Source organism: Alterirhizorhabdus solaris, from assembly GCF_007785815.1.
GTDB lineage: Bacteria > Pseudomonadota > Alphaproteobacteria > Sphingomonadales > Sphingomonadaceae > Alterirhizorhabdus > Alterirhizorhabdus solaris.
In genome coordinates this window covers 1-24401 of record NZ_VNIM01000002.1, presented here as the reverse complement: position 1 = coordinate 24401, position 24401 = coordinate 1, and the positions used below count along the sequence as shown (strand labels likewise).

Below are 24401 nucleotides of genomic sequence, written 5' to 3'. Positions count from 1 at the left end.
ACAATCTGCCGCTGTCATCAGGTAACGACCGGGCAGGACCATTCAGCTCAGCGCCTGGCAGGTCACCCTGACGGTAGGTGCACCGCGGACCCCGCGAAGCCGGAGAATCAACCCGGTTCGTCAAGCTGTCGTGGACGGTGGCAGGCCTTGCCCATAAGCATTGTCCATGTCGTCTGGCCGCACTCTTCTCCCAAGCTGTCTACCAGCGGCGATGGCTTTGGCGCTTTCCGGCTGCAATCGTCGCCAATCCACCTTTGCGACGTTCGGCGAGGAAGCCGCGGCTATCGACCATCTCGCGCTGGTGATGACCATCGGCGCGGTTGCGGTCGCGATCGGTGTCGCCGCGCTGATGATCTGGGCGATGCGCGCGCGGCCCGGTGCCTTGAGCCTGCGCGGCGGCGAACGCCTGATCCTGATCGCAGGTGGACTCCTGCCGGTGCTGCTGCTGCTGGTTCTGCTCGGCTACAGCCTGCCCGTCATGCGCCCGCGCGCAGTGGCTCCCGCCGACATGCGGATCGACGTCACGGGCGAGCAGTTCTGGTGGCGCGTCGGCTATGCGCCGCCCGGCGGAAATCCGGTCACGACCGCGAACGAGATCCGTGTTCCTGTTGGGCGCACGGTACTGTTCCGACTGCGCGGGGCCGACGTGATCCATAGTTTTTGGATTCCTGGGCTCGCAGGCAAGATGGACATGATCCCCGGCCGCACGAACGAGCTTGTGGTCCGTGCGGTCCGGCCGGGGCTCTTTCGCGGACAGTGTACCGAATTTTGCGGGCTGTCCCATGCGCTGATGGCATTCGATGTCGTCGCCATGGAGCCTGACGCATTCGAGCGCTGGCTGGCGAGCCAGCGCCAGCCGGCGGCGGCGACGGCGCCGGCGACGGCGCATGTGGGCGCGGCCTTGTTCTCCCGCTATGGATGCGGTGGCTGTCACACCGTACGCGGCACCGGACAAGATGGCGCGATCGGCCCCGATCTCACCCATGTCGGAGGGCGGCGGACGATTGCGGCCGGCGCTCTGCCAAATGGAGAGGAGGCCATCGCGCACTTCATCCGTTATCCCGCGAGGACCAAGCCAGGCGTGCGGATGCCTGCTTTTCCGCACATGAGCGAAGCCGACGCCCATGCGATCGCCCGCTATCTGGGAGACCTCCGCTGAGCCTGCACGCCCAGGATGATCCCGACCTGCGCCATGCACAGGAGGAACGGCTGCGTGCCGCCTGGGCCTCGCCCACCGGCTGGCTGCGTCGCTGGACCGACGTCAACAACGATGCCGTGGGGGTCTGGTACACGCTGACCGCCTTCTGCTTCATGCTGTTTGCCGGCGTGCTCGCGCTGATCATGCGCACTCAGCTCGCGGTGCCCGACAACGATCTGGTCTCCGCATCGACCTACAACCAGCTGTTCACCCTGCACGGCTCGGCAATGATGTTCCTGTTCGCCGTCCCGATGTTCGAGGCGGTGTCGATCGTCATCCTGCCGCAGCTGCTCGGCGCGCGCGACCTGCCATTTCCGCGCCTGTCCGCCTTTGGCTACTGGAGCTTCCTGCTCGGCGGCGTTTTCGTGCTCGGCTCGATCTTCTTCAACGTGGCGCCCGACGGCGGCTGGTTCATGTACCCGCCGCTCACCACGCGCACGGACCTGTCGGGGCTCGGCGCCGATATCTGGATGCTTGGCCTGTCGTTCATCGAGGTGTCCTCGGTCGCTGCGGCGGTGGAGCTGATCGTCGGCGTACTTAAATGCCGCCCGCCCGGCATGCGCCTGAACCTGATGCCGCTATACGCCTGGTATATTCTGGTCGTGGCGGTGATGATCCTGTTCGCCTTTCCGCCGCTGATCGCCGGCGACCTGCTGTTCGAGATGGAGCGACTGCTCGGCTGGTCGTTCTTTTATGCAAGCCGCGGCGGCGATCCGCTGCTCTGGCAGCACCTGTTCTGGATCTTCGGTCATCCGGAGGGCTACATTATCTTCCTGCCGTCGATCGCGCTGTTCGCGATGCTGATCCCGACATTCTCGCAGCGTCACCTGCTGGGGTATCCGTATATAGTGCTGGCGGCGGTCGGCACGGCATTCCTGTCGTTCGGCCTGTGGGTCCACCACATGTTCGCGACCGGGCTGCCGAAGATCAGCCTCGCCTTCTTCTCGGCGGCAAGCCAGGCGGTGGTGATCCCGACGGGCGTTCAGATCTTCGCCTTCATCGCGACGCTGGCGGCGGGCCGGGTAATCTTCTCGACGCCGTTGCTGTTCGCGACCGGCAGCCTCGCCATCTTCGTCATCGGCGGGCTGACCGGCGTAATGGTCGCGATCGTGCCGTTCGACTGGCAGGCGCACGACACCTATTTCGTGGTCGCGCACCTCCACTACGTGCTGATGGGCGGCACACTAATGCCGCTTTTCGCAGGGCTTTATTACTATTGGCCGCTGGTCACAGGGAAAAAGCTGAGCGACCGTCTCGGTCGAACGGCGTTTTGGGTGCTGTTCGCAGGCGCTAACCTCACCTTCTTCCCGATGCACCTGTCCGGGCTGATGGGAATGCCGCGTCGCGTGTTTACCTATCCGGCGGAGCTTGGCCTGGGTGGGTTGAACCTCGCCTCGACCATCGGCGCCTACCTGTTCGCGGCCGGCGTGCTGATCGTCTGCATCGACCTTGCTCTCTCGCCCACTCGACCCAAGGGTCGGCGCAATCCCTGGAATGCCGGCACGCTCGAATGGCTTGCCATGCCTGAGAGCGAGCATTGGGGTATCCGCTCCATCCCGCTGATCGAAACGCGGTATCCGATCTGGGATCAGCCCGATTTCATGCGCAAGGTCGACGAGGGACGCTTCTTCCTTCCCGATGCGGAGGAAGGGCGGCGCGAGACGATCATCACGACGGTGCTCGACGCGCGTCCGGTCGCGGTGGTCCGGCTGGGGACGCCGTCGTTCCTGCCGATGTTCGCCGCCTTCGCGCTCGGCGGCGTGTTCATCCTGACCACCTACCACCTGTACTGGCCCGCGTTGGCGAGCGGCGCGCTGACGCTCGCACTGGTGTTGCGCTGGCTGTGGACCACCGCCGAGATCCCGGAAAAGCCGTGCAAGCCGATCGGCCACGGAATCGAGCTGCCGCTCTACATTTCCGGAACGCAGGCGCCGGGCTGGTGGGCAATGTTCATCACCATGATGGCCGATGCGACCGCGTTCTCCGGGCTGGTGTTCGGCTATTACTTCTTCTGGACGGTGCACGAGGCTTTTCCGCCACCTGGCATGACAGGACCGGGCAGCCACTGGCCGATGGCAGCGTTGGCGCTGACGGCCGCGAGCTGGGCGGCGACCGTGGGCGCGCGCGCGGCGAACCGGCGGGGACTGGTGACGACCGCCCGGCTGCTCCTGTCCGGCGGCGCTCTGTCGGCGATCGTGTCGATAGGGGCGGGGCTGGCGGGGCCGTGGCTGTCCGGTCTTGATCCAGCCGTTCACAGCTACGGCGCGATCGTCTGGGTCATCGCCTGCTGGACGACCGCGCACGCTGCCGTCGGCGCGATCGGCCAGCTTTACGCGCTCGCGCGCAGCCTCGCCGGGCGGGCGACGCCGACGCATGATGCGGACATCCGTAACGTGACGCTGTACCAGCACTTCCTGCTGTTCACCGCGCTGGTCACCTGGCTGACGCTTGGCTTCTTCCCGGGGGTTGCGTGATCGACGGCCTGCACCAGCGCATTCGGGCGCTCCACGTCACCTTGTGGACGCTGATTGTGCCGCCCGCCACATGGGCTTCGCACTTCCTCTTCTCCTATCTCTGGGCGGCCGTTCACTGCGCCAAGACCGGGCATTTCGCGGACGAGCCGGCCGTGTTCTGGACAGGAACCGGCCTCGCCGCCATCGTCATCGTCGCCTCGGGCTGGATCGCGCTCGTGCAGGCGCGCAAGCCGGGCGATCATCCCCCGCACAACGAGGGCACCGAAATCGACCGGCTCCGCTTCCTCGCTTATGCGACGTTGCTGCTAGCCGGGCTGAGCGTTGTGGGCGTGGCGTTCACGGCGTTGCCCGTGCTGTTCATCGACAATTGCCGGTGAAGACCACGTACCTGCCGGCCGCGCTCGCGCTTCTCGGCATTGGCTGGGGCCTGGCGGGGCTCGGCATGACCGGGCACATGGCCGCGCACATGATCGCAGTAGCACTCGCTGCTCCGCTGCTCGCGCTCGCTCTGGGCGGCAGCGGTGCCGACCCGGCGCACCGCTGGCCGGCCATGGTTACGCCGCTCGCCATGAGCCTGATCGAACTCGCGGTGGTCTGGATATGGCACCTGCCTGCATTGCGTGCTGCTGCCGGGCACGCGCCCGCGCTGCTGATGGTGGAGCAGCTCTGCTTCCTTGGCGTCGGCGTGCTGCTATGGTCCGCGGTGCTCGCGCGACCGCAGGCCGCGCGGGCGAGCGGCGTGGGCGCGCTGTTCCTCACCTCCATGCACATGACGCTGCTGGGCGCCTTGATCGGTCTTGCCCCGCGTCCGCTCTATCGAGCCATGTCGCATGCGTCGCCGTTCGGCATGAGCGCGCTTCAGGACCAGCAACTGGCCGGTGTCGTGATGCTGCTGATCGGCGGTGCTGCCTATCTTGTCGGAGGCCTGGCGGTGCTCGGCGGGCTGTTACGGCAGGAGACTATGACATGACGGCCCGGGTCACCTGGTCGCGCATCGGCCTGGCGCTGGCGGGCGCCATCGTGCTCGCGCTTGGAGTGGGCTGGTCCGGTGCGATCAACGTCGCTGCGTCGAGTGGCCACTGGCCGGTCACCCAATGGTTCCTGCACTGGGTCATGCGCAACTCGGTCGAGACGCGCAGCGCGCTGAACAGCCCCGATGAAGTCGCCGACTCGACGGGGCTGATCAGCGCGGCAGGTCATTTCGCGGGGTCATGCATGGCGTGTCACGGCGCACCCGGCATCCGGCCATCGCCGGTCTTCCAAGCGGCGACGCCGGCCGCACCGAACCTCGCGGAAACGGCACCAGCTTGGACCGATCGCCAACTCTACTGGATTCTGGATCACGGTGTGAAGTTCAGCGGGATGCCGGCGTGGCCGGCGCGCGGGCGCGAGGACGAGGTTCGACGGATGGTCACCTTCGTCCGCCGCCAGCCAAGCATGTCGCCCGCGCAGTTTCGTGCGCTAACGGGCGGGGCGGCCGGGGTCGCCGGTTCGCCGCGCTTCGAGGCGTGCGCGGGCTGTCACGGCGCGGACGGTCGCGGACGCGGGGCGGGCGACATCCCGATTCTGGGTGGGCAGCGGCCCGAATATCTGCTCGGCTCGCTGCGGGCCTATCGGAGCGGCGATCGGGCAAGCGCTGTCATGGGCAATGCAGCCGCTCAGCTGTCAGATGACGACATCCGTGTACTGGCAGAGCGTTTTGCGGGCATGACTGGCTTGGGCGGCCTATCGGGTTCAGGGGATCGGGCGGCCGAGCGCATCGTGGCGCAGGGATTGCCGGAGCGACAACTGCCGGCCTGTTTAAGCTGCCATCGCCCGGGCAAGCCTTATCCGGTGCTCGTCGGGCAGAAAGCGTCGTATATCGCGGCCCGGCTGAGGCAGATGCGCGGAGATGGCAAGCAGGTAGACGCGCGGCAATCGCAGGCGACCATGCCGGTCATCGCCCGGCGGATCCCGGACGACATGATCGATCGTTTAGCTCGCCACCTCGCCGGCGTTGAAGGAGATGTGCCGCGGTGATCACCAAGATCAAATGCTACAGTGGTTCGTCTCGCCCTGAACAATTTTCAGCTATGGTCTCGCTTACGCGAGTTCTGATGGCCCTGTGCTTGCTGTTATGCGCGCCGGCCGGGTTAGCGCAGGAAGCCGCTCCGGCCGCGGATCCCGCGCCCCCTGCCGCGGCGATCGCCACTAAGACTGCCGCCACCGAGAACACCGATATAACTCTTCGGATTCGGAGCATCTTCTCCGAAATTCAGGCGCTGCGCGCGGTTCAAGTGCGAGTTTCGGCGGGCGTGGTAACGTTGAGCGGCACCGTGCCGGCGCCAGCCGACATCCAGCGTGCGGAAGCGATCGCCGGGCGGGTTGCCGGCGTCGTAACCGTCCAGAATGAACTGACCCGCGATCTCGACGTGAACACGAACCTGTCGCCGGCGTTTGGGCAGTTCGGGGGTGATCTGCGCGATCTCGTCCGCGCTCTCCCGCTGCTGGGGGTCGCCTTGGCAATCGGCCTTACTATCGGCTTTTTCGGCTACATGCTCGCGTCAATCGACCGACTGTGGCGCTGGATCGCACCCAACCCGTTCCTGGCCGAACTCGCCGCGACGTTCGTCCGGTTCGTATTCGTCATCCTTGGGCTGATCGCGGCGCTGGAGGTACTGGGAGCGACCGCGCTGCTGGGGGGCGTGCTGGGTGGGGCAGGGGTGATCGGCATCGCGCTGGGCTTCGCCGTGCGAGACACCGTCGATAATTATGTCTCCAGCCTGATGCTGAGCCTGCGTCAGCCATTCCGCGCCAACGATCATGTCGTAATCGAAGGCAACGAGGGCCGCGTCGTCCGCCTGACCTCCCGTGCGACCGTGCTGATGACCTTGGACGGCAATCACCTGCGCATTCCCAACTCGATTGTCTTCAAGTCGGTCATCCTGAACTACACTCGCAATTCAGAACGCCGCTTCGTCTTCGAACTCGGCGTGGACGCCGATGACGATCCGATCGAGGGTATGGCGGTCGGGCTGGCGGCATTGAACGCCCTCAAATTCGTGCTCGATACCCCAAAGGCGACGGCGATCATCCAGGACGTTGGCGACTCGAACATCGTACTGAGGTTTTTCGGATGGCTTGACCAAAAGGACACCGACTTCCTTAAGGGTAGAAGTCTCGCCATCAACACCGTCGCCCGCGCTCTCACGAATGCAGGCTTCGCGTTGCCCGAGCCGATTTACCGCTTGCGTTTCGACGAAGGCGCTCCGCTACCCCTCAAGAGCATGGATGCGGCACCGCAACCAAGCGCAAAGCCTGCGAAGCCGGTGCAAGCTCCTGCGCTCGACCAAGACACCAGTCCCGATCTGCACATCGAGAAGCTGGTGGCGGATGAGCGGTCGGCGACTGACAAGGGCGACCTGCTCGACAGCGACCGTCCGATCGAGTGACGGGCTACAAGTAGCGGCGTGCCCACGAGGCGATGAGGTCAGCTGCAAAAACGGCGTCATCCTTGTCCGTCAACAGATGATCCGCGTCGCCGAGCGACACGAAGCTTTTAGGGTGCATTGCCACTCGGAACAGCCGTTCCGCATTGCCAATGTCTACCGTTTCGTCGCGTGGACTATGCATGAAGAGAAGAGAGGTTCGCAACGACGCTACGCATGCGGTCAGATCCTGTCGGCGGAGCGCGTCGATGAACGACTTCCGCACCGCAAAGGATCGGTTGCCCAGCCGGATTTCACCGTCGCCATCGCGTTCGATCGCCGCCAGCGCCTCCGGACCCAAGTGCTTGAGCACATGGTCGACATCGGCGGGCGCTGCGATCGTGCCCACAGCTCTCACATTCTGCATCGCTCCTGCCGCTGACAGCACGGCGGCGCCGCCGAGGCTGTGACCAACAAGCAGAGCAGGGCGAATACCGACCTCAGCCATCGCCTCTCCAGCCGCCGCGATGTCGGCTACGTTCCCGGCGAAAGTGGTGCGCGCAAACTCCCCCGCGCTGGCACCGATGCCGGCGAAGTCGAAACGAAGGACGCCGATCGCGCGCCGGGCAAGAGCCCGCGAGATGCGGACCGCGGCCAGACTGTCCTTCCCGCAGGTAAAGCAATGCGCAAAGATCGCCCAGCCAATCGTTTCACCGGAGGGCCGCTCGAGACGGCCAGTAAGCTGCCCGCCGCTTGCGCCGATGAAGTCGAATGATTCTGTCATGCAGATCGTCTCCCATCAGGTACGGTTCGAACCCCAACCGCAGGTGCCGATCTCAACCGGTCATGCCCCCCAACTGGGCGTCCATGCAAGGGCACGGGGACAACGTGATGCTGCCTGCCGCCCCGGTCTGATTGGGCGCGAGGGCAGGATGTCGCTATAGTGTATTTTCAAAGTTTGTGGATCTGAAGGACGCCTGACCCATGACGAGCCTCAGTCCATTCGATGCTGCAGCAATCCTGATCGTTATCGCTGCAGCCCTTGGCTATCTAAATACCCGAGTATTCAAGCTTCCCTCGTCAGTGGGCCTAACGGTCATGGGGGCGGTCGCATCGCTGCTCGTCATCCTGGTCGATCAGACACTTCCGGGCGAAAGCCTTTCGGCGATCGTCGTAGGCTTCCTGGAGGGGATCGATTTCCACACCACATTGATGGACGGCATGCTGTCGTTCCTGTTGTTCGCAGGCGCACTCCACGTCGACTGGACGGAGATGCGAAAGGGGCGCTGGCCCATCCTGGTCCTCAGTACCCTCGGCGTTTTGCTATCGACGGCAATCGTGGGGTCGGGGTTCCTGCTACTTTCCAGCATGTTCGGTATCTCGGTTCCGCCGATCTGGTGTTTCGTATTTGGCGCATTGATCAGCCCTACGGACCCGGTCGCTGTCATGGGAGTCCTGAAGCGTGCGGCAGTGCCGCCGACATTGCAGGCGACGGTCGCGGGTGAGAGCCTGTTTAACGATGGTGTTGGCGTTGTCGTGTTCGCGATCCTGCTTTCCGCCGCTAGCGGTGCGGAGGCACTTTCGTTCGGCCATGCCGCCACAGCGTTCTTGCAGGAGGCTGTTGGTGGCGCGTTCCTAGGCTTGATCACCGGCTGGGTCGCGTTTCGTGCTATGCGGAGCATCGACGACTATAACGTCGAGGTCATGATCAGTTTGGCCGTCGTCATGGGCGGCTACAGCCTTGCGCACTGGATCCATGTCAGCGGCCCAGTGGCGATGGCCGTTGCCGGCCTGCTGATCGGCAATGCCGGCGTCGCACGCGCCATGAGCGATCTTACCAAAGATTATTTGCTCAAATTCTGGGCACTGATCGACGAAATTTTGAACGCCGTACTCTTCTTGCTGATCGGGCTTGAGGTAATCGCCATCGCGCCGAACCCTCAGATGCTGCTGCTCGGCGCGCTTGTGATTCCCTTAGTACTGCTGGCGCGCACCATTGCCGTGTCGATACCGCTGATCGCACTTCGTCCGATCCTGTTCCTGGGACCAATGGCACGCCCCATTCTTGTCTGGGGAGGGTTGCGAGGGGGTATCTCGGTCGCGTTGGCTCTTTCGCTGCCGGAAAGCACGACCAGAACGCTAATCTTGGCAACAACTTACGTCGTTGTCCTGTTCGCCGTCATCGTGCAGGGCGGGAGCGTGGGTTGGCTAATCCAGCGGATGAAAGCCAATACCTCGAACTGATGCCAACCAGATCGGACGACAACCGACCTGCACCGAAGTGACCACGCTGCCACTTTCGTCATGCCTACGGTACCGGATGATAGCTGACGTGCTCCCCTGAAACTCCGCCAGTTTGAGCTAGAGTCCGCCTTCGTGAGGAGACGGACGTGAAGAAGAGCAGGTTCAGCGAGGAGCAGATCATCGCGGTGCTGCGCGAGCAGGAGGCTGGGATGAAGACCGCCGACGTGTGTCGCAAGCACGGCATCAGCAGCGCGACGTTGTACGCCTGGAAGGCCAAGTACGGCGGCATGGACGTGTCGCAGGCGCGCAAGCTGAAGGTGCTCGAGGAGGAGAACGGCCGGCTCAAACGGTTGCTGGCCGATGCAATGCTCGACAACGCCGTGCTGAAGGAGGTGGCGGGAAAAAACTGGTGAAGCCCGCCGCTCAGCGGAAGGCTGTCGAACATGCTCGGCAGCTGTTCGGCATCAGCGAGCGTCGGGCGTGTACCATCTTCGGCGTGGACAGGACGTCGGTGCGCTACGCGCCCCGGCGTAGTGATGATGGCGACCTGCGGTCGCGGCTGCGCGAGATCGCGGCCGAGCGGCGTCGGTTCGGCTACCGGCGGCTGGGGATCATGCTCGCCCGCGAAGGGCTGGTCATGAACCACAAGAAGCTGCTGCGGCTCTACCGCGAGGAGAACCTGCGCGTGAGGCGCCGGCGTGGCCGCAAACGAGCCATGGGCACGCGAGCGCCCATGGCGCTGCCGCAGGGTCCGAACCAGCGGTGGAGCCTCGACTTCGTCAGCGACACGCTGATCAGCGGCCGGCGCATTCGCATCCTGGCGGTGGTCGACGACTTCACGCGGGAATGCCTGGCACTGGTGGTCGACACCTCGCTGTCAGGTGCGCGGGTCGCCCGCGAGTTGGACGCCATCATCGCTGCCCGCGGGGTGTCGCCGTTGATGATTGTCAGCGACAACGTCCTATGTCGGGAAGCGTTGGCGGGTTTGGCCCGCAGGTCTCCTGGCGCCGACAACCATCGGCGCGGCATGCAATCTGAGCCAGATGGCTCCCACCGTCAACGGGATCGCTCCCTGCCATAGCAAACATAGGATCCAGCGGCGCCGAGGCGGCCGTGGTCCTCACCATCCTTAAGACGAGATACGCACCCAGGTGGAAGGCCCGAACATTATCTACAGGGTCGCTCGACGAGCGCCCTCACGGCACTTGCAGAGAGGGGTCCTTCCACCTGGCATCCGACCGTTCGAGGAACGGCCGGTACTCTGTCCCCGTCTTGACGACGGCGTGAGCCACACGCGCCATCTTGGCGGTGAGTGCCGTCATCGCCTTGCGGCGACGGTCGGCATCGTCCGCGTGCCCGGCGGTGTACCGTCCGAGCTTGTCGCGGAAGCTGTTGTCGCGCTGACGCGCGGCGACCTGGGCAGCCATCCAGAAGGTGCGGCGCAGACGCGCGTTGCCGTACTTAGACAGCTTGGTGCGGCCGCGGAACGTACCCGACTGGCAGGTGGCGAGATCAAGGCCGCAGAACTTCAGGAACTGACGATGATGGTTGAAGCGGCGCAGATCACCGGCCTCGGCCAAGATGGTCAGCGCGTTGATCGGACCGATGCCCGGAATGTTGCGCAGCAACTGGTAGTCGACGTGATCGGCGAGCCGCGCATGGGCCAGCTGCTCGATCTCGTCGCGCTGGTGGATGAGGCTGCGGCCCTGCGCGATGACCATGCGGAACATGGTGATGGCAGCTGAGTCTTCCGGCACCGGCAGTGCCGTCGAGGCGGACGCCGTCTCGTAGATGTCGTTAATGAGCCGTGCCTTGGAGACCTTGCGGCCGATGAGCGGCCAGGCCGCGGCCGAGAACGCGTCGCGGTCCAGCACCGTGATGGTGACCGGTGTCGGAAACCGCTCGATGAGCGCGAGGAACCAGTCGGACCGGCTGTTACCCGCGAAGCGAGCGATCTCGGGGAAATACAGCGGCAGGTAGTGTGTCAGGATCCGGTGCCAGGTCTGCGTCTTCATCCTGGAGATCGTCTCGTGGGTCTTCGAGAGCTCCTGCAGGTCATTGATGCCTGCGGCGAGCGGGTCGACGTAACGCTGCGTCGCGCCGATCCGCAGCATATGCAGGATGACCTGCGCGTCCTTGGGATCGTTTTTATCCCAGCCGTTGTGCAGCGCCTCGCGCGTTCGGGCGAGGGCGACCGATGAGATGAGCCGCAGCTCGAACCCCGCCGTCAGCAGCCGGTGCGCCAGCGTGCGATGGTAATTACCCGTCGCCTCGAAGCCGACGATGATGGGGCGCCCGATGGCAGCGAGTTGCTCGGCAAAGCCGTCATAGTCCTGCCTGGTCGCCATGACGGTCATTCGCCGGCGCCGGCCGCCTTCCGGTCGCTCGATGAGGACCTCCTGCCGGTTTTTGGACATATCGATGGCTACCAGCACGGCGCCGGCAGGCGTAGAGGTTAGCTTGGTCATGGTCGGTCGGCCTCCAAAGTGTTGTCTCGACAACCTCACTTTAGAGACCCGCTGGCCGGCCATGGCTTGCCCTGATGAAGCCTGCGGCCGCTCCGCGGCCTTGCCTCCATCAGGGCCTCGGCGGCTCCCGATCCGACCCTTCCCAATGTGCTACGGCACCGAGCTGACCAGCCTTGCGATCCTGAGATGGACGCAGGAGCGGCCTGTCGAGTGGCACTATATCGCGCCGGGCAAGCCTCAGCAGAACGGCTACGTCGAGAGCTTCAACGGCCGCCTGCGCGACGAGTGCCTCAACGAGACGCTGTTCGTGTCACTTGGCCATGCCCGCTCGGTGCTGCGGCTCTGGCGCGACGACTACAACCATGTGCGCCCGCATAGTGGTGTTGGCGGGCTGACGCCCGCTGATGTTGCCAGGCGGGTTGTGCAACACCGCCCCCAAGGGCACCATACCAACCCCGGACTCCAGTTATGATTGGTAGAGCTTTGGGGAGCACGTCATAGCCATTCCTTCGGTAGCTTACGGCATGCCGTAGGACTCAACATCGCCTGCCAATTCCGCTCGCGCTTTTCAGGCCAGAGACGGAGCTGCCCTACCATTGCCTAACATCGGTGTCCGTCTTCTGCGTGCCGCAACTCGTCTAGCCAGGCCATCGCTCGGCGACCGTGCGTGCCTCGCGCGCTCCCTTAAGCGCAGCGCCGTCGCGCTCACCACCGGTCCCATCTGGGCCGAATTCGAAAGGTAGGTCACGGTTGAGGTTGCGCGGTGATCGGCCTGCGATCGGTCGCTCAGCCTCCTCGACGAGATGTTGAAGTGTTTGCGTCGAGCGAATCGGGACTAGGTTCCCAGGCGATCACGCCTGAGTGCCGAGTCGAACAGGAGCATCCTCTCACTTCCGAGGGCTCGATGAATTGCGCTGACCGCAGGCCGCGCGGCCAGCGGCGCCGGCATCCGCTCTCAACACGACCGCGGCGATACGGATCATAGGTTAAAAACGCGCTGCGCACCGCAATTTCGGAATGCTGTTACCTAGCGCGATACCTAGCACCGATCCCGCGGTCGGAAAGAAGGGACTAAGTTATTGAAAGTATGGTGGACGCACTTGGGCTCGAACCAAGGACCCGCTGATTAAGAGTCAGCTGCTCTACCAACTGAGCTATGCGTCCACACCGCTGCCGCTTGGTCCGAAGAGCCTCGCTGCGTTGCGAGCGGCGCGATTAGCAGTGGGGTCGCGCGGTGTAAACAGGCATGTGCGAAAAATCTCAGCGGGCGGTGGGCGCGTTTCGGTCGATCGCCATCAGCAGGCCCAGGCACAGCAGCACCGTCATCATCGCCGAGCCGCCGAACGACACCAGCGGCAGCGGGATGCCCACCACGGGGGCCAGGCCCATCACCATCATCAGGTTGATCGCCACGTAGAAGAAGATCGTCGTCGCCAGCCCGGCCGCCGCCAGCCGGGCGAACTTGCCCTCCTGCCGCAGGGCCACGCGGATGCCCCAGTTCACTACCGCCAGGAATGCGGCGATCAGGAACAGCCCACCCATCATGCCCCATTCCTCGGCCATGGTGGCGAACACGAAATCGGTGTGGCCTTCGGGCAGGTAATCGAGGTGGCTCTGCGTGCCGTTGAGGAAACCCTTGCCGAAGATCCCGCCCGATCCGATCGCAATCTTCGACTGGCTGATGTGGTAGCCGGTACCCAGCGGATCGCTCTCGGGATCGAGGAAGATCAGCACGCGGTTGCGCTGATAATCGTGCATCGCGAAAAACCACGCGAGCGGGGCGGCCGCCGCCACGCCCAGCCCGCCGCCGATGAACAGCCGCAACGGCACCCCGGCCAGGAAGGTGACGGTGAGGCCACCCGCCACGATCATCAGCGCGGTGCCCAGATCGGGCTGAAGCATCACCAGCGCCGCCGGCACGCCGATCAGCAGCGCCGCCGGCCAGATCGCATGCCAGCGGCGGATCTCGCCAGCCGGCAGCAGATCGTAGAAGCGGGCGAGCACCAACACGATCGCCGGCTTCATCAGTTCGGACGGCTGGAGCCGGATGAAGCCGAGATCGAGCCATCGCTGGCTGCCGCCGCCGACGAAACCGAACAGCTCCACCACCAGCAGCAGCAGCACAAGGACGGCGTAGGCGGGAAAGGCCATCGCCTTGATCTGATCCTCCCGCACGCGTGACAGCACCAGCGCGCCGCCAAGGAAGACGAAGAACCGCGTCCCCTGCGAGATCGCCCACGGCCGGATGCTGCCGCCCGCCGCCGAATAGAGCACCACCAGCCCGAAGCTGCCGATCGCCACGACGAGCAGGATCAGAACCCACGGCAGGCGGGCAAGCGCGGCGGGGACGACGGAATCGCGCATCAGTCCGGTTCCTCGTCGGCGGGGGGCGTCCCGATCGGCGCCGGGGCCGGCGTGGCAGGGGGCGTGGCAGCAGGCGAGGGTGCAGCAGGCGAGGATGCGACAGGCGCGGCCGCCGGCGGCACGACAGCCGGCGGCGGATCGTTGCGCGTGCGCCACGCCACCCCTTGCGCGGCGGTGCGGGTCAGGATGTCGCCGCCCCATTTCTCCTCCAGCGGAGCGAGCTGCGCCATCGCCCGCTTGGGATCAAACAGGTACGTCAGCGTATCGCGCGCGATCGGCGCGGCGGTGACGATGTGGCCGCTGTGTTCGAGGATGGTGGCGCAGGCGTAGCGCGGGTTCTCCACCGGCGCGAAGCAGACGAACAGCGAGTGATCGCGCAGCCGCCACGGCGTCGCCGAATCGCTCAGCACGCCGCGCCGGCGCTCGGCCATGCTGATCCGCCGCACCTGCGCGGTGCCGGTCTTGCCCGCCAGCATCACGCCCGGCACGTACATTCGCGCCGAGCCGCCGGTGCCGCCGCCGTTGACGACGCCGCTCATCGCATCGCGCACGATCGCGAAATGCTCGGGCGGGATGTCGAGCGGGGGGGCGGGGGCCTGCGCGCCGCCCGCGATCAGCCGGGGCGATACCTGCCGGCCTGAGGCGAGCCGCGCCGCCATCACCGCCAGTTGCAACGGGTTGGTCAGCGTATAGCCCTGGCCGATGCTGGCGTTGATCGTGTCGGCCACCGTCCAGCCGGTCTTGTACTTGCGCTGCTTCCACGCGCTGTCCGGCACGGTGCCATAGCGTTGCGAGGCGACCGGCAGCGCATATTCCTCGCCCAGCCCCATGTCGCGCATCATCGTGGCCAGCGCATCGATGCCGATGCGGCGGATCATCGTATAGAAATAGATGTCGCAGCTCTGCATGATGGCGTGCTTCATATCGAGCGCGCCGTGCCCTCGCCGCTTGTGGCAGTGGAACACCGTGTTCCCGAGGCGATACTGGCCGGTGCACACCACGCGCTCGTCAGCACTGATGCCGGCGTTGAGCAGCGCCAGCGCGTTCATCGGCTTCACCGTCGATCCCGGGGGATACAGACCGCTCAACACCTTGTTGATGAGCGGGTGGTGATCGTTGGCCGAGAGCATGTCCCACTCGCTGTGGCTGATCCCGTCCGAAAAGCTGTTCGGATCGTAGGACGGCATCGAGGCCATCGCCAGCAGGTCGCCGGTGCGGCAGTCCATCACCACCACCGATCCGCTTTCGGGGCCGAGCCGGCGGGCGGCGTAATCCTGCAGGCCGATGTCGATCGTCAGGTGCAGCGCGCGCCCGGCGACGTCGGGGCGGGTTTCCAGATCGCGCACCAGCCGGCCGCGTGCGGTCACCTCGCTGCGCTTGGCGCCGGGCTTGCCGCGCAGCAGCGGCTCCATCGTCTTCTCGAGCCCCTCCTTGCCCACCTTGAAGCCGGGGGTGATGAGCAAAGGGTCGTGCGTCTCCTCATAATCCTTGGCGGAGGCTGCGCCGACATAGCCGCATAACTGCCCCACCGCCGCGCCGGTGGGGTAATAGCGCGAATAGCCGCGCGCCGGCGCCACCCCGGCCAGATCGGGCAGGCGGACGCTGACGGCGGCGAAGCGATCGTAATCCAGCTTCTCGGCGACGGGCACCGGCTGATACCCCGCCGCCTTCTCCAGCTCCTCGCGGATGCGCGCCATCTCCTCGTCGGGCAGCGACAGGATCTTCTGGAGCTCGGCGAGGACGTGGTCAGGGTCGTGGAGCTGGTCCGGGATCAGGTCGACGCGGAAGTCGGTGCGGTTGATCGCGATCGGCTTGCCGTAGCGGTCGACGATCCAGCCCCGGCGCGGCGGGATCAGCAGCAACTGCACCCGGTTGCTCTCTGCCATGAGCCGGTAGCGTTCGTTCTGTGCGATCGCCAGCCAGCCCATCCGCCCCGCCAGAACGCCGCCCACGGCGAATTGCGCCCCACCGAGCACGAGCGCGCGGCGCGTGAAGGTGAAGCTCTGGGCATGTTCGGTAACGATGCGGGTGGGCCGCCTCATGGCTGACGCCTTAGCGCCTCAGGCGCCAGCGGTCGAGGACCGCGCAGACGCGGACCACGGCGGGGAAGCAGAAAATCGTCACCATTATCTGTGGCAGGATCGCGCCGATGGCGCGCTCGCCGGTGGTGAAGGCGGCCACCGCCCAGGTGCCGGTCATGCACAGCGCGATCAGCGCGGCGGCGACCAGCCACTCGATCCAGTAGTCGCGCCAGAGCAACCGGTCGTCCAGCATGTCCAGCAGCAGGAAGCCGAAGGTCCACAGCGTCATCGCGCTGCCGGGCGGGTGGCCGGCGGCCAGATCGTCGAACAGGCCCAGCGGCAGCGCCACCCAGGCATGCCACAGCTCGGGTCGCAGCAGACGCCAGCCGAGCAGCACCAGCAGGCCGAACGGCGGCATCACCGGCGCGGTCGCCACCACCGGCAGCGCATGCAACAGCGATCCCGCCATCGTGGAGGCGACCGGCACCAGCCGCGCGCGCGGCGGCAGCAGACGGGTGCGATCGGCTGCGGTGCGGATCATTTCTTCGCCGGCGGCGGGGGTGGCGGGGGAATATCGGGCTGGAACACCTTCAGCACGGTGGCGAAATCGAGCCGCGCCGGGTCCGCCAGCGGCCAGGCAGTGGCAAGGTCGCCGTTCACCGCCGTCACCACCGCCACCGGGATATCGGGCGGGAACACGCCGCCGGTGCCGGAGGACAGCGCGATATCCCCCCGGCGGAACGGGGTGGCGCCGGCCACCAGTGCGCGCAACTCGATCCGCCCGTCGCCCTTGCCGGCGGCCAGCGCGGGTACGCCGCTGCGCGCGAGCCGAACCGGCACGGCGCTGCCGCTATCGGTGAGCAGCAGCACTTGCGCCGCGATCCGCCCGGTGGCGACGACGGTGCCGACCAGCCCCTCGGGCGAGCGCACCGGCTGACCCTCGGCCACACCGTCGTTGGTGCCCGCGTGGAGGATGGCCAGCCGGCGCGGGGAGGTGGCGGTGGACGAGACGATCCGCGCGACCGCCACGGTGGCGGGCGCATCCTCGATCAGGTGCAGCAGGCGCTTCAGCCGCCGGTTCTCGAAATCCAGCGCGCGCGCCTCCACCAGCCGGCCGCGCGCGGCCTTCATCTCCGCCCGCAGCGCGCGGTTCTGGCCGGCGGCGTCGAGATAGGCGGTGATGGTTTCCCCCACCACGTCGACCCCCCGCACCATGTCACGCCCGATGGCGGAGACCGGCGCGGTGGCGTCGATGGCGACTCCGCGGATCGCGGCGAACCCCTGCGGGTCGAGCCGGGCCGACAGGATCAGCCCCAGCCCGGCGAGCAGGCCGGCGACCGCCACGACATAGCCGGTGAACAGGCCGAGCTGGGCGCGCCGTGAAAAGCCGGGACGCCGGTTGGGGGGCGGCGCCATGGGTGGAGCGTGGCCTCAGTTCAGGCGGTTTGCAGCACGCCGCGGAAGATCGGCTCTTCCAGCGCACGCCCGGTGCCCAGCGCGACGCAGGTCAGCGGCTCGTCGGCGACGGTGACGGGCAGGCCGGTCTCCTCGCGTAGCACCTCGTCCAGCCCCTGCAACAGCGCGCCGCCGCCGGTCAGCACGATGCCCTGATCGACGATGTCGGCGGCCAGTTCCGGCGCGGTATTCTCCAGCGCGATGCGCACGCCCTCGACGATCGCCGACACCGGCTCGCTCAGCGCCTCGGCGACCTGCGCCTGGTTGATCGTGATTTCCTTGGGCACGCCGTTCACGAGATCGCGGCCCTTGATGTGGATCGTCTGGCCGCGCCCGTCGGCGGGCATCTTGGCGATCCCCATCTCCTTCTTGATCCGCTCGGCCGTGGCCTCGCCGATCAGCAGGTTGTGGTTGCGGCGTACGTAGGAGGAGATCGCCTCGTCCATCTTGTCGCCGCCCACCCGCACGGAGGTGGTGTAGGCCAGACCGCGCAGCGAGAGCACGGCCACTTCGGTGGTGCCGCCGCCGATATCGACCACCATCGAGCCGATCGGCTCGGTCACGGGCATCCCCGCGCCGATCGCGGCGGCCATCGGCTCCTCGATCAGCCAGACCTGGCTGGCCCCGGCGTTGCTGGCGGCGTCGCGGATGGCGCGGCGCTCCACCTTGGTGGAACCGGAGGGGACGCAGATCACGATCTCGGGCCAGCGCGGGAAGCGGCGCTGGCCGTGCACCTTCTGGATGAAGTGCTTTATCATCTGTTCGGCCACGTCGATGTCGGCGATCACGCCGTCACGCAGCGGGCGGATCGCCTCGATCGAGCCGGGGGTCTTGCCCAGCATCAGCTTGGCATCGGCGCCCACCGCGCGCACGCGCTTCACCCCGTCGATCGTCTCGATCGCCACGACGGACGGCTCGTTCAGCACGATGCCGCGACCGCGCACATAGACCACCGTGTTGGCCGTGCCGAGATCGATCGCCATGTCGTGCGACATGAATTTGAACCAGCGCGTGAAGAACATCGAATCGCCCGTCTTGTGAAGCAGCATCGCGGCCCCACGCCCGGGCGTCGCGCTATAAACAAGGTGAATGCCGGTCGCGGGAGGCCGTCGCTTGGGCTACAGCCTGCGCCATGTCAATACGCCGCCTTCCCGAGCATCTGGTCAACCGCATCGCCGCCGGTGAAGTGGTGGAAAGGCCGGCCAGCGCGCTCAAGGAGTTGGTCGAGAATGCGATCGACGCGGGGGCGACCCGCATCGCCATCATCCTGTCCGATGGCGGCCTCGCCCGCATCGCGGTGGCGGACGACGGTTGCGGCATGGCGCGCGACGAGATCGCGCTCGCGCTGGAACGGCACGCCACCTCCAAGCTGCCCGACGAGCTGATCGAGGCGGTCGAGACGCTCGGCTTTCGCGGCGAGGCGCTGCCCTCGATCGCCAGCGTCTCGCGCATGACGATCGAAAGCCGGGTGCGCGGGCACGACGGCTGGCAGCGCACGGTGGACAACGGCGTGCTGGCCGGCGAGGGGCCGGCCGCGCTGCCCCCCGGCACCCGCATCCGCATCGAGGATCTGTTCGCCCGCGTGCCGGCGCGGCGCAAGTTCCTGCGCTCCCCCCGCGCCGAATATGCCGCCTGCGTGGATGTGGTGAAGCGGCTGGCGATGGCGCGGCCCGAGATCGGCTTCACGCTGGAGCATGACGGCCGGCGCGCGATGGCCGTGCAGCCGGCCGCGCATCGCGCCGAGCGGGTGGCGGCGCTCACGGACCGCGCGCTGATCGAGAACAGCGTGCCGCTGGATCACGAGCGCGAGGGCGTGCGGCTGGGCGGGGTGGCCGGGCTGCCCACGTTCAACCGGGGCGTGGCCGATCACCAGTATCTGTTCGTCAACGGCCGCCCGGTGCGGGATCGGCTGCTGGTGGGGGCGGTGCGCGGCGCCTATCAGGACATGCTGGCGCGTGATCGCCATCCGGTCGTGGCGCTGTTCATCGATCTGCCGGGCAGCGAGGTGGACGTCAACGTGCACCCGGCCAAGACCGAGGTGCGTTTCCGCGACGCGGGCATGGTGCGTGGGCTGATCGTCGGTGGCCTGCGCGCCGCACTCGATGCCGCCGGCCACCGCAGCGTGCGGCACGTCTCGCCCGCCGCGCTGGGGATGTGGCAGCCGGGAGGTTCAGCGGGGGCGTCATCGGCGGCGGGGCCGGGGGCTTACGGTCGCCCGATCATCCCGGCCCCGCCGCCGCCCGGCCCCGCACAGGGCAGCGTGTTCGATCACCGCGCCGACTTCACCGCCCCGCCGATGGCACGGGCCGAGCCGGCCGACGCAGCCCCGCCCGCGCCGGGGCGCTACCCGCTGGGCGTGGCGCGCGGGCAGGTGGCGGCCACCTACATCGTCGCCGAGGCGGAGGACGGCCTCGTCCTCGTCGATCAGCACGCCGCGCACGAGCGGCTGGTGCTGGAGCGGATGCGCCGCGCCATCGCCGGCGGCGGCGTGCCCGCCCAGTCGCTGCTGCTGCCCGAGGTGGTGGAGCTGGATGAGCCGGCCTGCGACCGGCTGGAGGCGCGCGCCGCCGAACTGGCCGATTTCGGGCTGGAGCTGGAGCGGTTCGGCCCGAAGGCGGTGCTGGTGCGCGCGATGCCGGCGATGCTGGGCAGCGGCGAGGCGAAAGGCCTCGTCACCGACCTCGCCGACGAACTGGCCGCCTATGACGAGGCACTGTCGCTGAAGGAACGGCTCGACCATGTCGCCGCGACCATGGCCTGCCACGGCTCCGTTCGCGCTGGCCGCATTCTCTCGGTCGCCGAGATGAACGCCCTGCTGCGCGAGATGGAGGTGACGCCCCACTCCGGCCAGTGCAACCACGGCCGCCCGACATGGGTTAATCTGGACCTCAAGGACGTGGAGAAGCTGTTCGGGCGCAAGTGAGGGGGGTGCGAGAAATTGTCGGTGATGACGATGACGGCTAACGCCCATTGCGGACATTCGCCCGATGCTACCGGCGAGCGTCGTTGTATTTAGCCGCTGCGGATGGATTGACGGAATAACCAGCAGCCGTACGCACCAAGTCTCTGGTCAGCGGTATGGCTCCACTAGGCATAATCGGGAGAGACGCCGTCGCGGGCCAAAATTCCTTGATCTTAGGAACAAGCTTTTCTCGGAAGCGAGCGGAACGCGCTGGGTCTTGGCCAAGTGGAAACGAAATCCATACGCGCCCAATCCGATCTTCGAAGTCCATAGCTGAAGCCATCAACTCTTCGTCTTCCTCTCCTCGCCAGACCGCCGCATTGAACGTCATCGGGGAGACCTCAGACTGAATCGCCAACGCGCCTCGGGACGCCGCATCAACATGAAAGCCCTGCGATGCACCCTCCTCACGCAGAAGCCGAATGAAGCGTGCCTTATCCGTGTCGGTTGATAGCGGCACCTCGTATGCAGCGATTGTTTCCGTCCACTTCGGCTGCTCGGCGACGCCACACGCAGTACAGATGACCGTGAGGCAAAGGATCAGGCGACGCATGAGGAGAGGATCGGACACACCACGCCATGCGTCAATGTCCGCTAACCACCACTTTCCGCCTCCTAAGTAATCGATCCGAAGCCAAGCGTGCAGCGGTTCCCACCCGTATCGCCGAAAGCTACACCTGCGTTCCGCCCCGGTTCAGCCTTTTGGGCGCTACCGGCGGGAATGGAACGTCCGCCGCATATCCTCAACGCCTCGTCCAACCTGCTGGGCATCGCGCTGCTCATCATCACCGGCCTGAACATTTCCAAGACGGCCGGCGGCACGATGGCGGACGAGGTCGCGTGGGTGGCGTGTCTGATGTTCGGCGCCAGCTGCCTGCTCTCCTATCTGGCGATCCGGTCGCCGGAGGGCGGGCGGGCCGAGGTACTGGCGGACCGGATCTTTCTGGCGGGGCTGGTGGCGCTGCTCGGCTCGGTGGTGGTGCTGGCGCTGAACCCGCCCGTCTAGGTGCCTGCCGCGCGGCTTTGTCGCCGGCGTGGCCGCTGCTCTCACTCGGGAAACGGCGGTGAATGCGGCGCTTTCGCCGATACCGCGCGGCATCGGCGCACGGTATCGGGCAGGCGGAAGCCGATCGTCAGTGAGGAATGGTCCAGCGGATGCGGTCGAGGTACGTCGTCGCGATCACCCGCCCTTCCTCGTCCTGCGCGGGGGTGAAGCGGGCGCGACGTTGGTAGAGGCGGCACGTCGCCTCGTCGAGCTGGGGCGAGCCGCTGGAGGCCGTGACCGCGCAGTCGCTCACCCGCCCGTCCGCACCGATGCGCAGGCTGATGCCGACGCTGCCTTCCTCGCCGTTGCGCAGCGCGCGCGCCGGATAGTCATCGGTGGTGATCCAGCCGGCGCGGTCGCCGCGCGCGCGTGCCCCGCTGGCGCGCGAGGTGGTGGCCGGCGGCGCGGGTGGCGCGACCCGCACGGTTTCCACGCCCGGGACCGGCAGGGGCTGGATCTCCGACACCAGCACCGGATCGACGGCGGGTCGGGGTGGCAGCGCCACCTCCTGCCGTGCCACGGTCGGCGTGGCGGGAGAGGCCGGCCGGGCAACGGGTGGCTGGGGAACATCGGGCGGGGGCGGCGCGATCGCCGGAATGTCGATCAGCCGGAATACCGTGGGCACCTGCCGCATCACATCGGAGGCAAGGCCGCTGATGAAGGCGTACCCGATCGCGAGGTGGACGATCGCCACCCCGGCGACCGGCTTCAGGTTGAGACGACGCTGGTTGTCCGCATAGGCCACGATGCATCCTCCGTTCGGGTGCATCGCGGTGGCGGGGGAAACCCGTCTGCCGGTGCATCTCCAACCGGGAAGCTGCGCCTGCGCCGATTTGGCGTCAAGTAGCGGGAATGCCCCGGGAAGGGACACCCCGCCACCCGCTGTCAGCCGGCGATGGCGTTGCCCACGGGCTGCTTGCCGCGCTTCACCATCAGCTTGTTCAGCGCGTTCACATAGGCGCGCGCGCTGGCCACCATCGTATCGTGGCTGGCACCGCGCCCGCGCGTGGTGCGGCCGTCCTCGGCGAGCAGCACGGACACCTCGGCCTGCGCGTCGGTGCCGCCGGTGACGGCGTGGACCTCGTAGCGTTCCAGCACGGAGCGATCGTGCGGCACGATCTGGCGGATGGCGGCGAACAGCGCGTCGACCGGGCCGCTGCCGCGCGTGGCGGCGACATGCTCCGCGCCGTCCACTTCCAGCGTCAGGATCGCGCGGGCCGGGCCGGTGCCACAGTAGATCTCGACCTCCTTCACCTTGATCGAGTCGTGGCCGCGCAGCACCTCGTCGTCCACCAGCGCGACGATATCCTCGTCGAACACAGCCTTCTTGGCATCGGCCAGCGCCTTGAACCGCACGAACGCATCCTGAAACGCGTTGTCGCCCAGATCATAGCCAAGCTCGATCAGCTTGGCCTTGAACGCGGCGCGCCCCGAATGCTTGCCCATCACCAAGCTGGAGGTGGCGACGCCGACGCTCTCGGGCGTCATGATCTCGTAGGTGGATGAATCCTTGATCATCCCGTCCTGATGGATGCCGCTTTCGTGCGCGAAGGCGTTGGCGCCCACGATCGCCTTGTTGGGCTGCACCTGAAAGCCGGTGATGCCGGACACGAGCCGGCTGGCGCGGGTGATCTCGGTGGAGACGACGTTGGTACGGAACGGCATCACGTCGCCGCGCACCTTCAGCGCCATCGCGATCTCCTCGACGGCGGCGTTGCCGGCGCGTTCGCCGATGCCGTTGATCGTCGATTCCACCTGCCGCGCGCCGCCCATCACCGCCGCCAGCGTGTTGGCGACGCCGAGACCCAGATCGTTGTGGCAATGGGTGGAGAAGATCGCCTGATCCGCGTTCGGCACCCGCGCGATCATGTCACGGAACAGCGCGCCGTAGGTCTCCGGCGTGGCGTAGCCGACCGTATCGGGCAGGTTGATCGTGCGCGCGCCGGCGCGGATCGCCGTCTCGATCGCGCGGGCGAGGAAATCCGACTCGGTGCGCGTCGCGTCCTCGGCCGACCATTCCACATCCGGGCACAGGTTGCGCGCATGGCGCACCGTCCGCTCGATCGCCTCGATCACCTCCTCGGGGGTCTTGTTCAGCTTTACCCGCATGTGCAGCGGCGAGGTGGCGATGAAGGTGTGGATGCGCGGCGCGCGGGCGTGGCGCACCGCTTCCCACGCGCGCTCGATGTCGGCGATGGCCGCGCGTGCCAGGCTGGCGACGGTGGCGCGCTGGCACTGGCGCGATACCTCGCTCACCGCCTCGAAATCGCCTTGGCTGGCGATGGCGAAGCCGGCCTCGATGATATCGACGCCCAGCGTTTCCAGCTGGGCGGCGACCTGGAGTTTCTCTTCCAGATTCATCGAGCAGCCGGGCGACTGCTCGCCGTCGCGCAAGGTGGTGTCGAAGATCAGAATGGTATTGTCGGTCATGGTAGGCCTGCTCCCGTGCAGGGTGGTCTGTTCTGTGCGGATCGACCCTTAGGCGTCATGGCTCGAACGGCCGACGGCCGCGAGCGGAGGTACGCGCCTAAGGGCGCGTAAGTCGAAGCAGGAGAAGGCCACGGAACGACGTCATGCCCCGCCTATAGCGCGAATCGCGGGGCGGCGTCCATCCGATTTGCGTCAATCGACGCGCGGGCGGCGTCGGGTGAGGCGGAAGCGCGCCTGTCGCACGGTCGGCCCGCCCGGTATCCGCCAGCCGGGAGCGACCTTGCCGAGCGGTGCGAGCACGAAATCCCTGACCGCATGGTCGCGATGCGGGAT

At 66.7% G+C, this 24401-nt stretch carries 18 protein-coding genes, 1 tRNA gene and 3 pseudogenes; 11 read left to right on the top strand and 11 right to left on the bottom strand.

The annotated features are described in order from the left end of the window. The first annotated feature begins 211 nt into the window (after nucleotides 1-211). The 6 genes from coxB to FOY91_RS00775 are packed head-to-tail and all read left to right on the top strand — an operon-like array spanning nucleotide 212 to nucleotide 7103. Nucleotides 212-1159, top strand: a complete 948-nt coding sequence (coxB, locus tag FOY91_RS00800; RefSeq protein WP_145147127.1) for a cytochrome c oxidase subunit II — start codon at nucleotides 212-214, stop codon at nucleotides 1157-1159. Beyond that, on the top strand, nucleotides 1156-3672 hold the full coding sequence (locus FOY91_RS00795; RefSeq protein ID WP_145147303.1) for a cbb3-type cytochrome c oxidase subunit I: 2517 nt from the start codon (nucleotides 1156-1158) through the stop codon (nucleotides 3670-3672). The genes coxB and FOY91_RS00795 overlap by 4 nt, the downstream gene beginning before the upstream one ends. Further along, entirely contained in the window at nucleotides 3669-4049 is a 381-nt protein-coding gene (locus FOY91_RS00790; protein ID WP_203234450.1) for a hypothetical protein, read from the top strand. The genes FOY91_RS00795 and FOY91_RS00790 overlap by 4 nt, the downstream gene beginning before the upstream one ends. Further along, nucleotides 4046-4642 (top strand): cytochrome c oxidase assembly protein, encoded by a 597-nt coding sequence (locus FOY91_RS00785; protein WP_145147125.1) that lies wholly within the window; start codon nucleotides 4046-4048, stop codon nucleotides 4640-4642. The genes FOY91_RS00790 and FOY91_RS00785 overlap by 4 nt, the downstream gene beginning before the upstream one ends. Next, nucleotides 4639-5691 carry a c-type cytochrome gene (locus FOY91_RS00780; protein WP_145147123.1) on the top strand — a complete coding sequence of 351 codons (1053 nt, stop codon included), beginning with the start codon at nucleotides 4639-4641 and terminating at the stop codon, nucleotides 5689-5691. Before FOY91_RS00785 ends, FOY91_RS00780 begins: the two co-directional genes overlap by 4 nt. Then, nucleotides 5688-7103: a mechanosensitive ion channel domain-containing protein gene (locus tag FOY91_RS00775; protein WP_238995151.1), complete on the top strand. Its 1416-nt coding sequence runs from the start codon at nucleotides 5688-5690 to the stop codon at nucleotides 7101-7103. The genes FOY91_RS00780 and FOY91_RS00775 overlap by 4 nt, the downstream gene beginning before the upstream one ends. Before the next feature lie 4 nt (nucleotides 7104-7107). Here the strand turns inward: FOY91_RS00775 and FOY91_RS00770 are convergent, their stop codons facing one another. Beyond that, a complete protein-coding gene (locus FOY91_RS00770) occupies nucleotides 7108-7863 on the bottom strand; it encodes an alpha/beta hydrolase family protein (RefSeq protein WP_145147121.1) in 756 nt (251 codons plus the stop codon). A 200-nt stretch (nucleotides 7864-8063) separates the two neighbouring features. Here FOY91_RS00770 and FOY91_RS00765 point away from each other — a divergent pair, with 200 nt between their 5' ends. Both FOY91_RS00765 and FOY91_RS00760 read left to right on the top strand, forming a co-directional pair. Next, complete coding sequence (locus tag FOY91_RS00765) at nucleotides 8064-9323, top strand: cation:proton antiporter (RefSeq protein WP_145147119.1); 1260 nt, start codon at nucleotides 8064-8066, stop codon at nucleotides 9321-9323. 146 nt (nucleotides 9324-9469) lie between these two features. After that, nucleotides 9470-10281 (top strand): annotated as a pseudogene (locus FOY91_RS00760) (IS3 family transposase); the annotation flags it as partial. A 213-nt stretch (nucleotides 10282-10494) separates the two neighbouring features. On the opposite strand, the pseudogene FOY91_RS00755 reads toward FOY91_RS00760, so the two are convergent. Beyond that, nucleotides 10495-11791: pseudogene (locus FOY91_RS00755) on the bottom strand (IS110 family RNA-guided transposase). Between the two features lie 154 nt (nucleotides 11792-11945). Here FOY91_RS00755 and FOY91_RS00750 point away from each other — a divergent pair. Beyond that, nucleotides 11946-12263: pseudogene (locus FOY91_RS00750) on the top strand (integrase core domain-containing protein); the annotation flags it as partial. A 616-nt stretch (nucleotides 12264-12879) separates the two neighbouring features. Here FOY91_RS00750 and FOY91_RS00745 read toward each other — a convergent pair. From FOY91_RS00745 to FOY91_RS00720, 6 genes are all read right to left on the bottom strand, one after another. Continuing rightward, nucleotides 12880-12955 (bottom strand) — tRNA-Lys (locus FOY91_RS00745). 96 nt (nucleotides 12956-13051) lie between these two features. Next, nucleotides 13052-14155 carry a rod shape-determining protein RodA gene (rodA, locus tag FOY91_RS00740; protein WP_203234449.1) on the bottom strand — a complete coding sequence of 368 codons (1104 nt, stop codon included), beginning with the start codon at nucleotides 14153-14155 and terminating at the stop codon, nucleotides 13052-13054. Continuing rightward, entirely contained in the window at nucleotides 14155-16197 is a 2043-nt protein-coding gene (mrdA, locus tag FOY91_RS00735; protein ID WP_145147115.1) for a penicillin-binding protein 2, read from the bottom strand. The genes rodA and mrdA overlap by 1 nt, the downstream gene beginning before the upstream one ends. Before the next feature lie 10 nt (nucleotides 16198-16207). Beyond that, nucleotides 16208-16717, bottom strand: coding sequence for a rod shape-determining protein MreD (locus FOY91_RS00730; protein ID WP_145147113.1), 510 nt, complete (start codon nucleotides 16715-16717; stop codon nucleotides 16208-16210). Beyond that, nucleotides 16714-17592: a rod shape-determining protein MreC gene (locus tag FOY91_RS00725; RefSeq protein ID WP_145147111.1), complete on the bottom strand. Its 879-nt coding sequence runs from the start codon at nucleotides 17590-17592 to the stop codon at nucleotides 16714-16716. Before FOY91_RS00725 ends, FOY91_RS00730 begins: the two co-directional genes overlap by 4 nt. Nucleotides 17593-17612: 20 nt before the next feature. Beyond that, nucleotides 17613-18653: a rod shape-determining protein gene (locus FOY91_RS00720; RefSeq protein WP_145147295.1), complete on the bottom strand. Its 1041-nt coding sequence runs from the start codon at nucleotides 18651-18653 to the stop codon at nucleotides 17613-17615. 110 nt (nucleotides 18654-18763) lie between these two features. Here FOY91_RS00720 and mutL point away from each other — a divergent pair, with 110 nt between their 5' ends. Beyond that, on the top strand, nucleotides 18764-20554 hold the full coding sequence (gene mutL / locus FOY91_RS00715; protein WP_145147110.1) for a DNA mismatch repair endonuclease MutL: 1791 nt from the start codon (nucleotides 18764-18766) through the stop codon (nucleotides 20552-20554). 67 nt (nucleotides 20555-20621) lie between these two features. Here mutL and FOY91_RS00710 read toward each other — a convergent pair whose 3' ends face one another. After that, entirely contained in the window at nucleotides 20622-21146 is a 525-nt protein-coding gene (locus tag FOY91_RS00710) for a hypothetical protein (RefSeq protein WP_145147108.1), read from the bottom strand. 168 nt (nucleotides 21147-21314) lie between these two features. Between FOY91_RS00710 and FOY91_RS00705 the strand changes: the two genes are divergently transcribed. Continuing rightward, nucleotides 21315-21599 (top strand): hypothetical protein, encoded by a 285-nt coding sequence (locus FOY91_RS00705; protein ID WP_145147106.1) that lies wholly within the window; start codon nucleotides 21315-21317, stop codon nucleotides 21597-21599. Nucleotides 21600-21726: 127 nt separating this feature from the next. Here FOY91_RS00705 and FOY91_RS00700 read toward each other — a convergent pair whose 3' ends face one another. Together FOY91_RS00700 and FOY91_RS00695 are read right to left on the bottom strand one after the other, a co-directional pair. Then, nucleotides 21727-22383, bottom strand: a complete 657-nt coding sequence (locus tag FOY91_RS00700; RefSeq protein WP_162527089.1) for an energy transducer TonB — start codon at nucleotides 22381-22383, stop codon at nucleotides 21727-21729. A gap of 140 nt (nucleotides 22384-22523) precedes the next feature. Continuing rightward, nucleotides 22524-24068, bottom strand: a complete 1545-nt coding sequence (locus FOY91_RS00695) for a 2-isopropylmalate synthase (RefSeq protein ID WP_145147102.1) — start codon at nucleotides 24066-24068, stop codon at nucleotides 22524-22526. Nucleotides 24069-24401: the final 333 nt, after the last annotated feature.

What these genes read in the sequence shown, in the direction of transcription:
- mutL (WP_145147110.1), top strand. Translation starts at nt 18,764, where the DNA reads ATGTCAATACGCCGCCTTCCCGAGCATCTGGTCAACCGCATCGCCGCC.
- FOY91_RS00710 (WP_145147108.1), bottom strand. Translation starts at nt 21,146, where the DNA reads ATGCGTCGCCTGATCCTTTGCCTCACGGTCATCTGTACTGCGTGTGGC.
- FOY91_RS00765 (WP_145147119.1), top strand. Translation starts at nt 8,064, where the DNA reads ATGACGAGCCTCAGTCCATTCGATGCTGCAGCAATCCTGATCGTTATC.
- FOY91_RS00725 (WP_145147111.1), bottom strand. Translation starts at nt 17,592, where the DNA reads ATGGCGCCGCCCCCCAACCGGCGTCCCGGCTTTTCACGGCGCGCCCAG.
- FOY91_RS00730 (WP_145147113.1), bottom strand. Translation starts at nt 16,717, where the DNA reads ATGATCCGCACCGCAGCCGATCGCACCCGTCTGCTGCCGCCGCGCGCG.
- coxB (WP_145147127.1), top strand. Translation starts at nt 212, where the DNA reads ATGGCTTTGGCGCTTTCCGGCTGCAATCGTCGCCAATCCACCTTTGCG.
- rodA (WP_203234449.1), bottom strand. Translation starts at nt 14,155, where the DNA reads ATGCGCGATTCCGTCGTCCCCGCCGCGCTTGCCCGCCTGCCGTGGGTT.
- FOY91_RS00720 (WP_145147295.1), bottom strand. Translation starts at nt 18,653, where the DNA reads ATGTTCTTCACGCGCTGGTTCAAATTCATGTCGCACGACATGGCGATC.
- FOY91_RS00780 (WP_145147123.1), top strand. Translation starts at nt 4,639, where the DNA reads ATGACGGCCCGGGTCACCTGGTCGCGCATCGGCCTGGCGCTGGCGGGC.
- FOY91_RS00695 (WP_145147102.1), bottom strand. Translation starts at nt 24,068, where the DNA reads ATGACCGACAATACCATTCTGATCTTCGACACCACCTTGCGCGACGGC.
- mrdA (WP_145147115.1), bottom strand. Translation starts at nt 16,197, where the DNA reads ATGAGGCGGCCCACCCGCATCGTTACCGAACATGCCCAGAGCTTCACC.
- FOY91_RS00705 (WP_145147106.1), top strand. Translation starts at nt 21,315, where the DNA reads ATGGAACGTCCGCCGCATATCCTCAACGCCTCGTCCAACCTGCTGGGC.
- FOY91_RS00770 (WP_145147121.1), bottom strand. Translation starts at nt 7,863, where the DNA reads ATGACAGAATCATTCGACTTCATCGGCGCAAGCGGCGGGCAGCTTACT.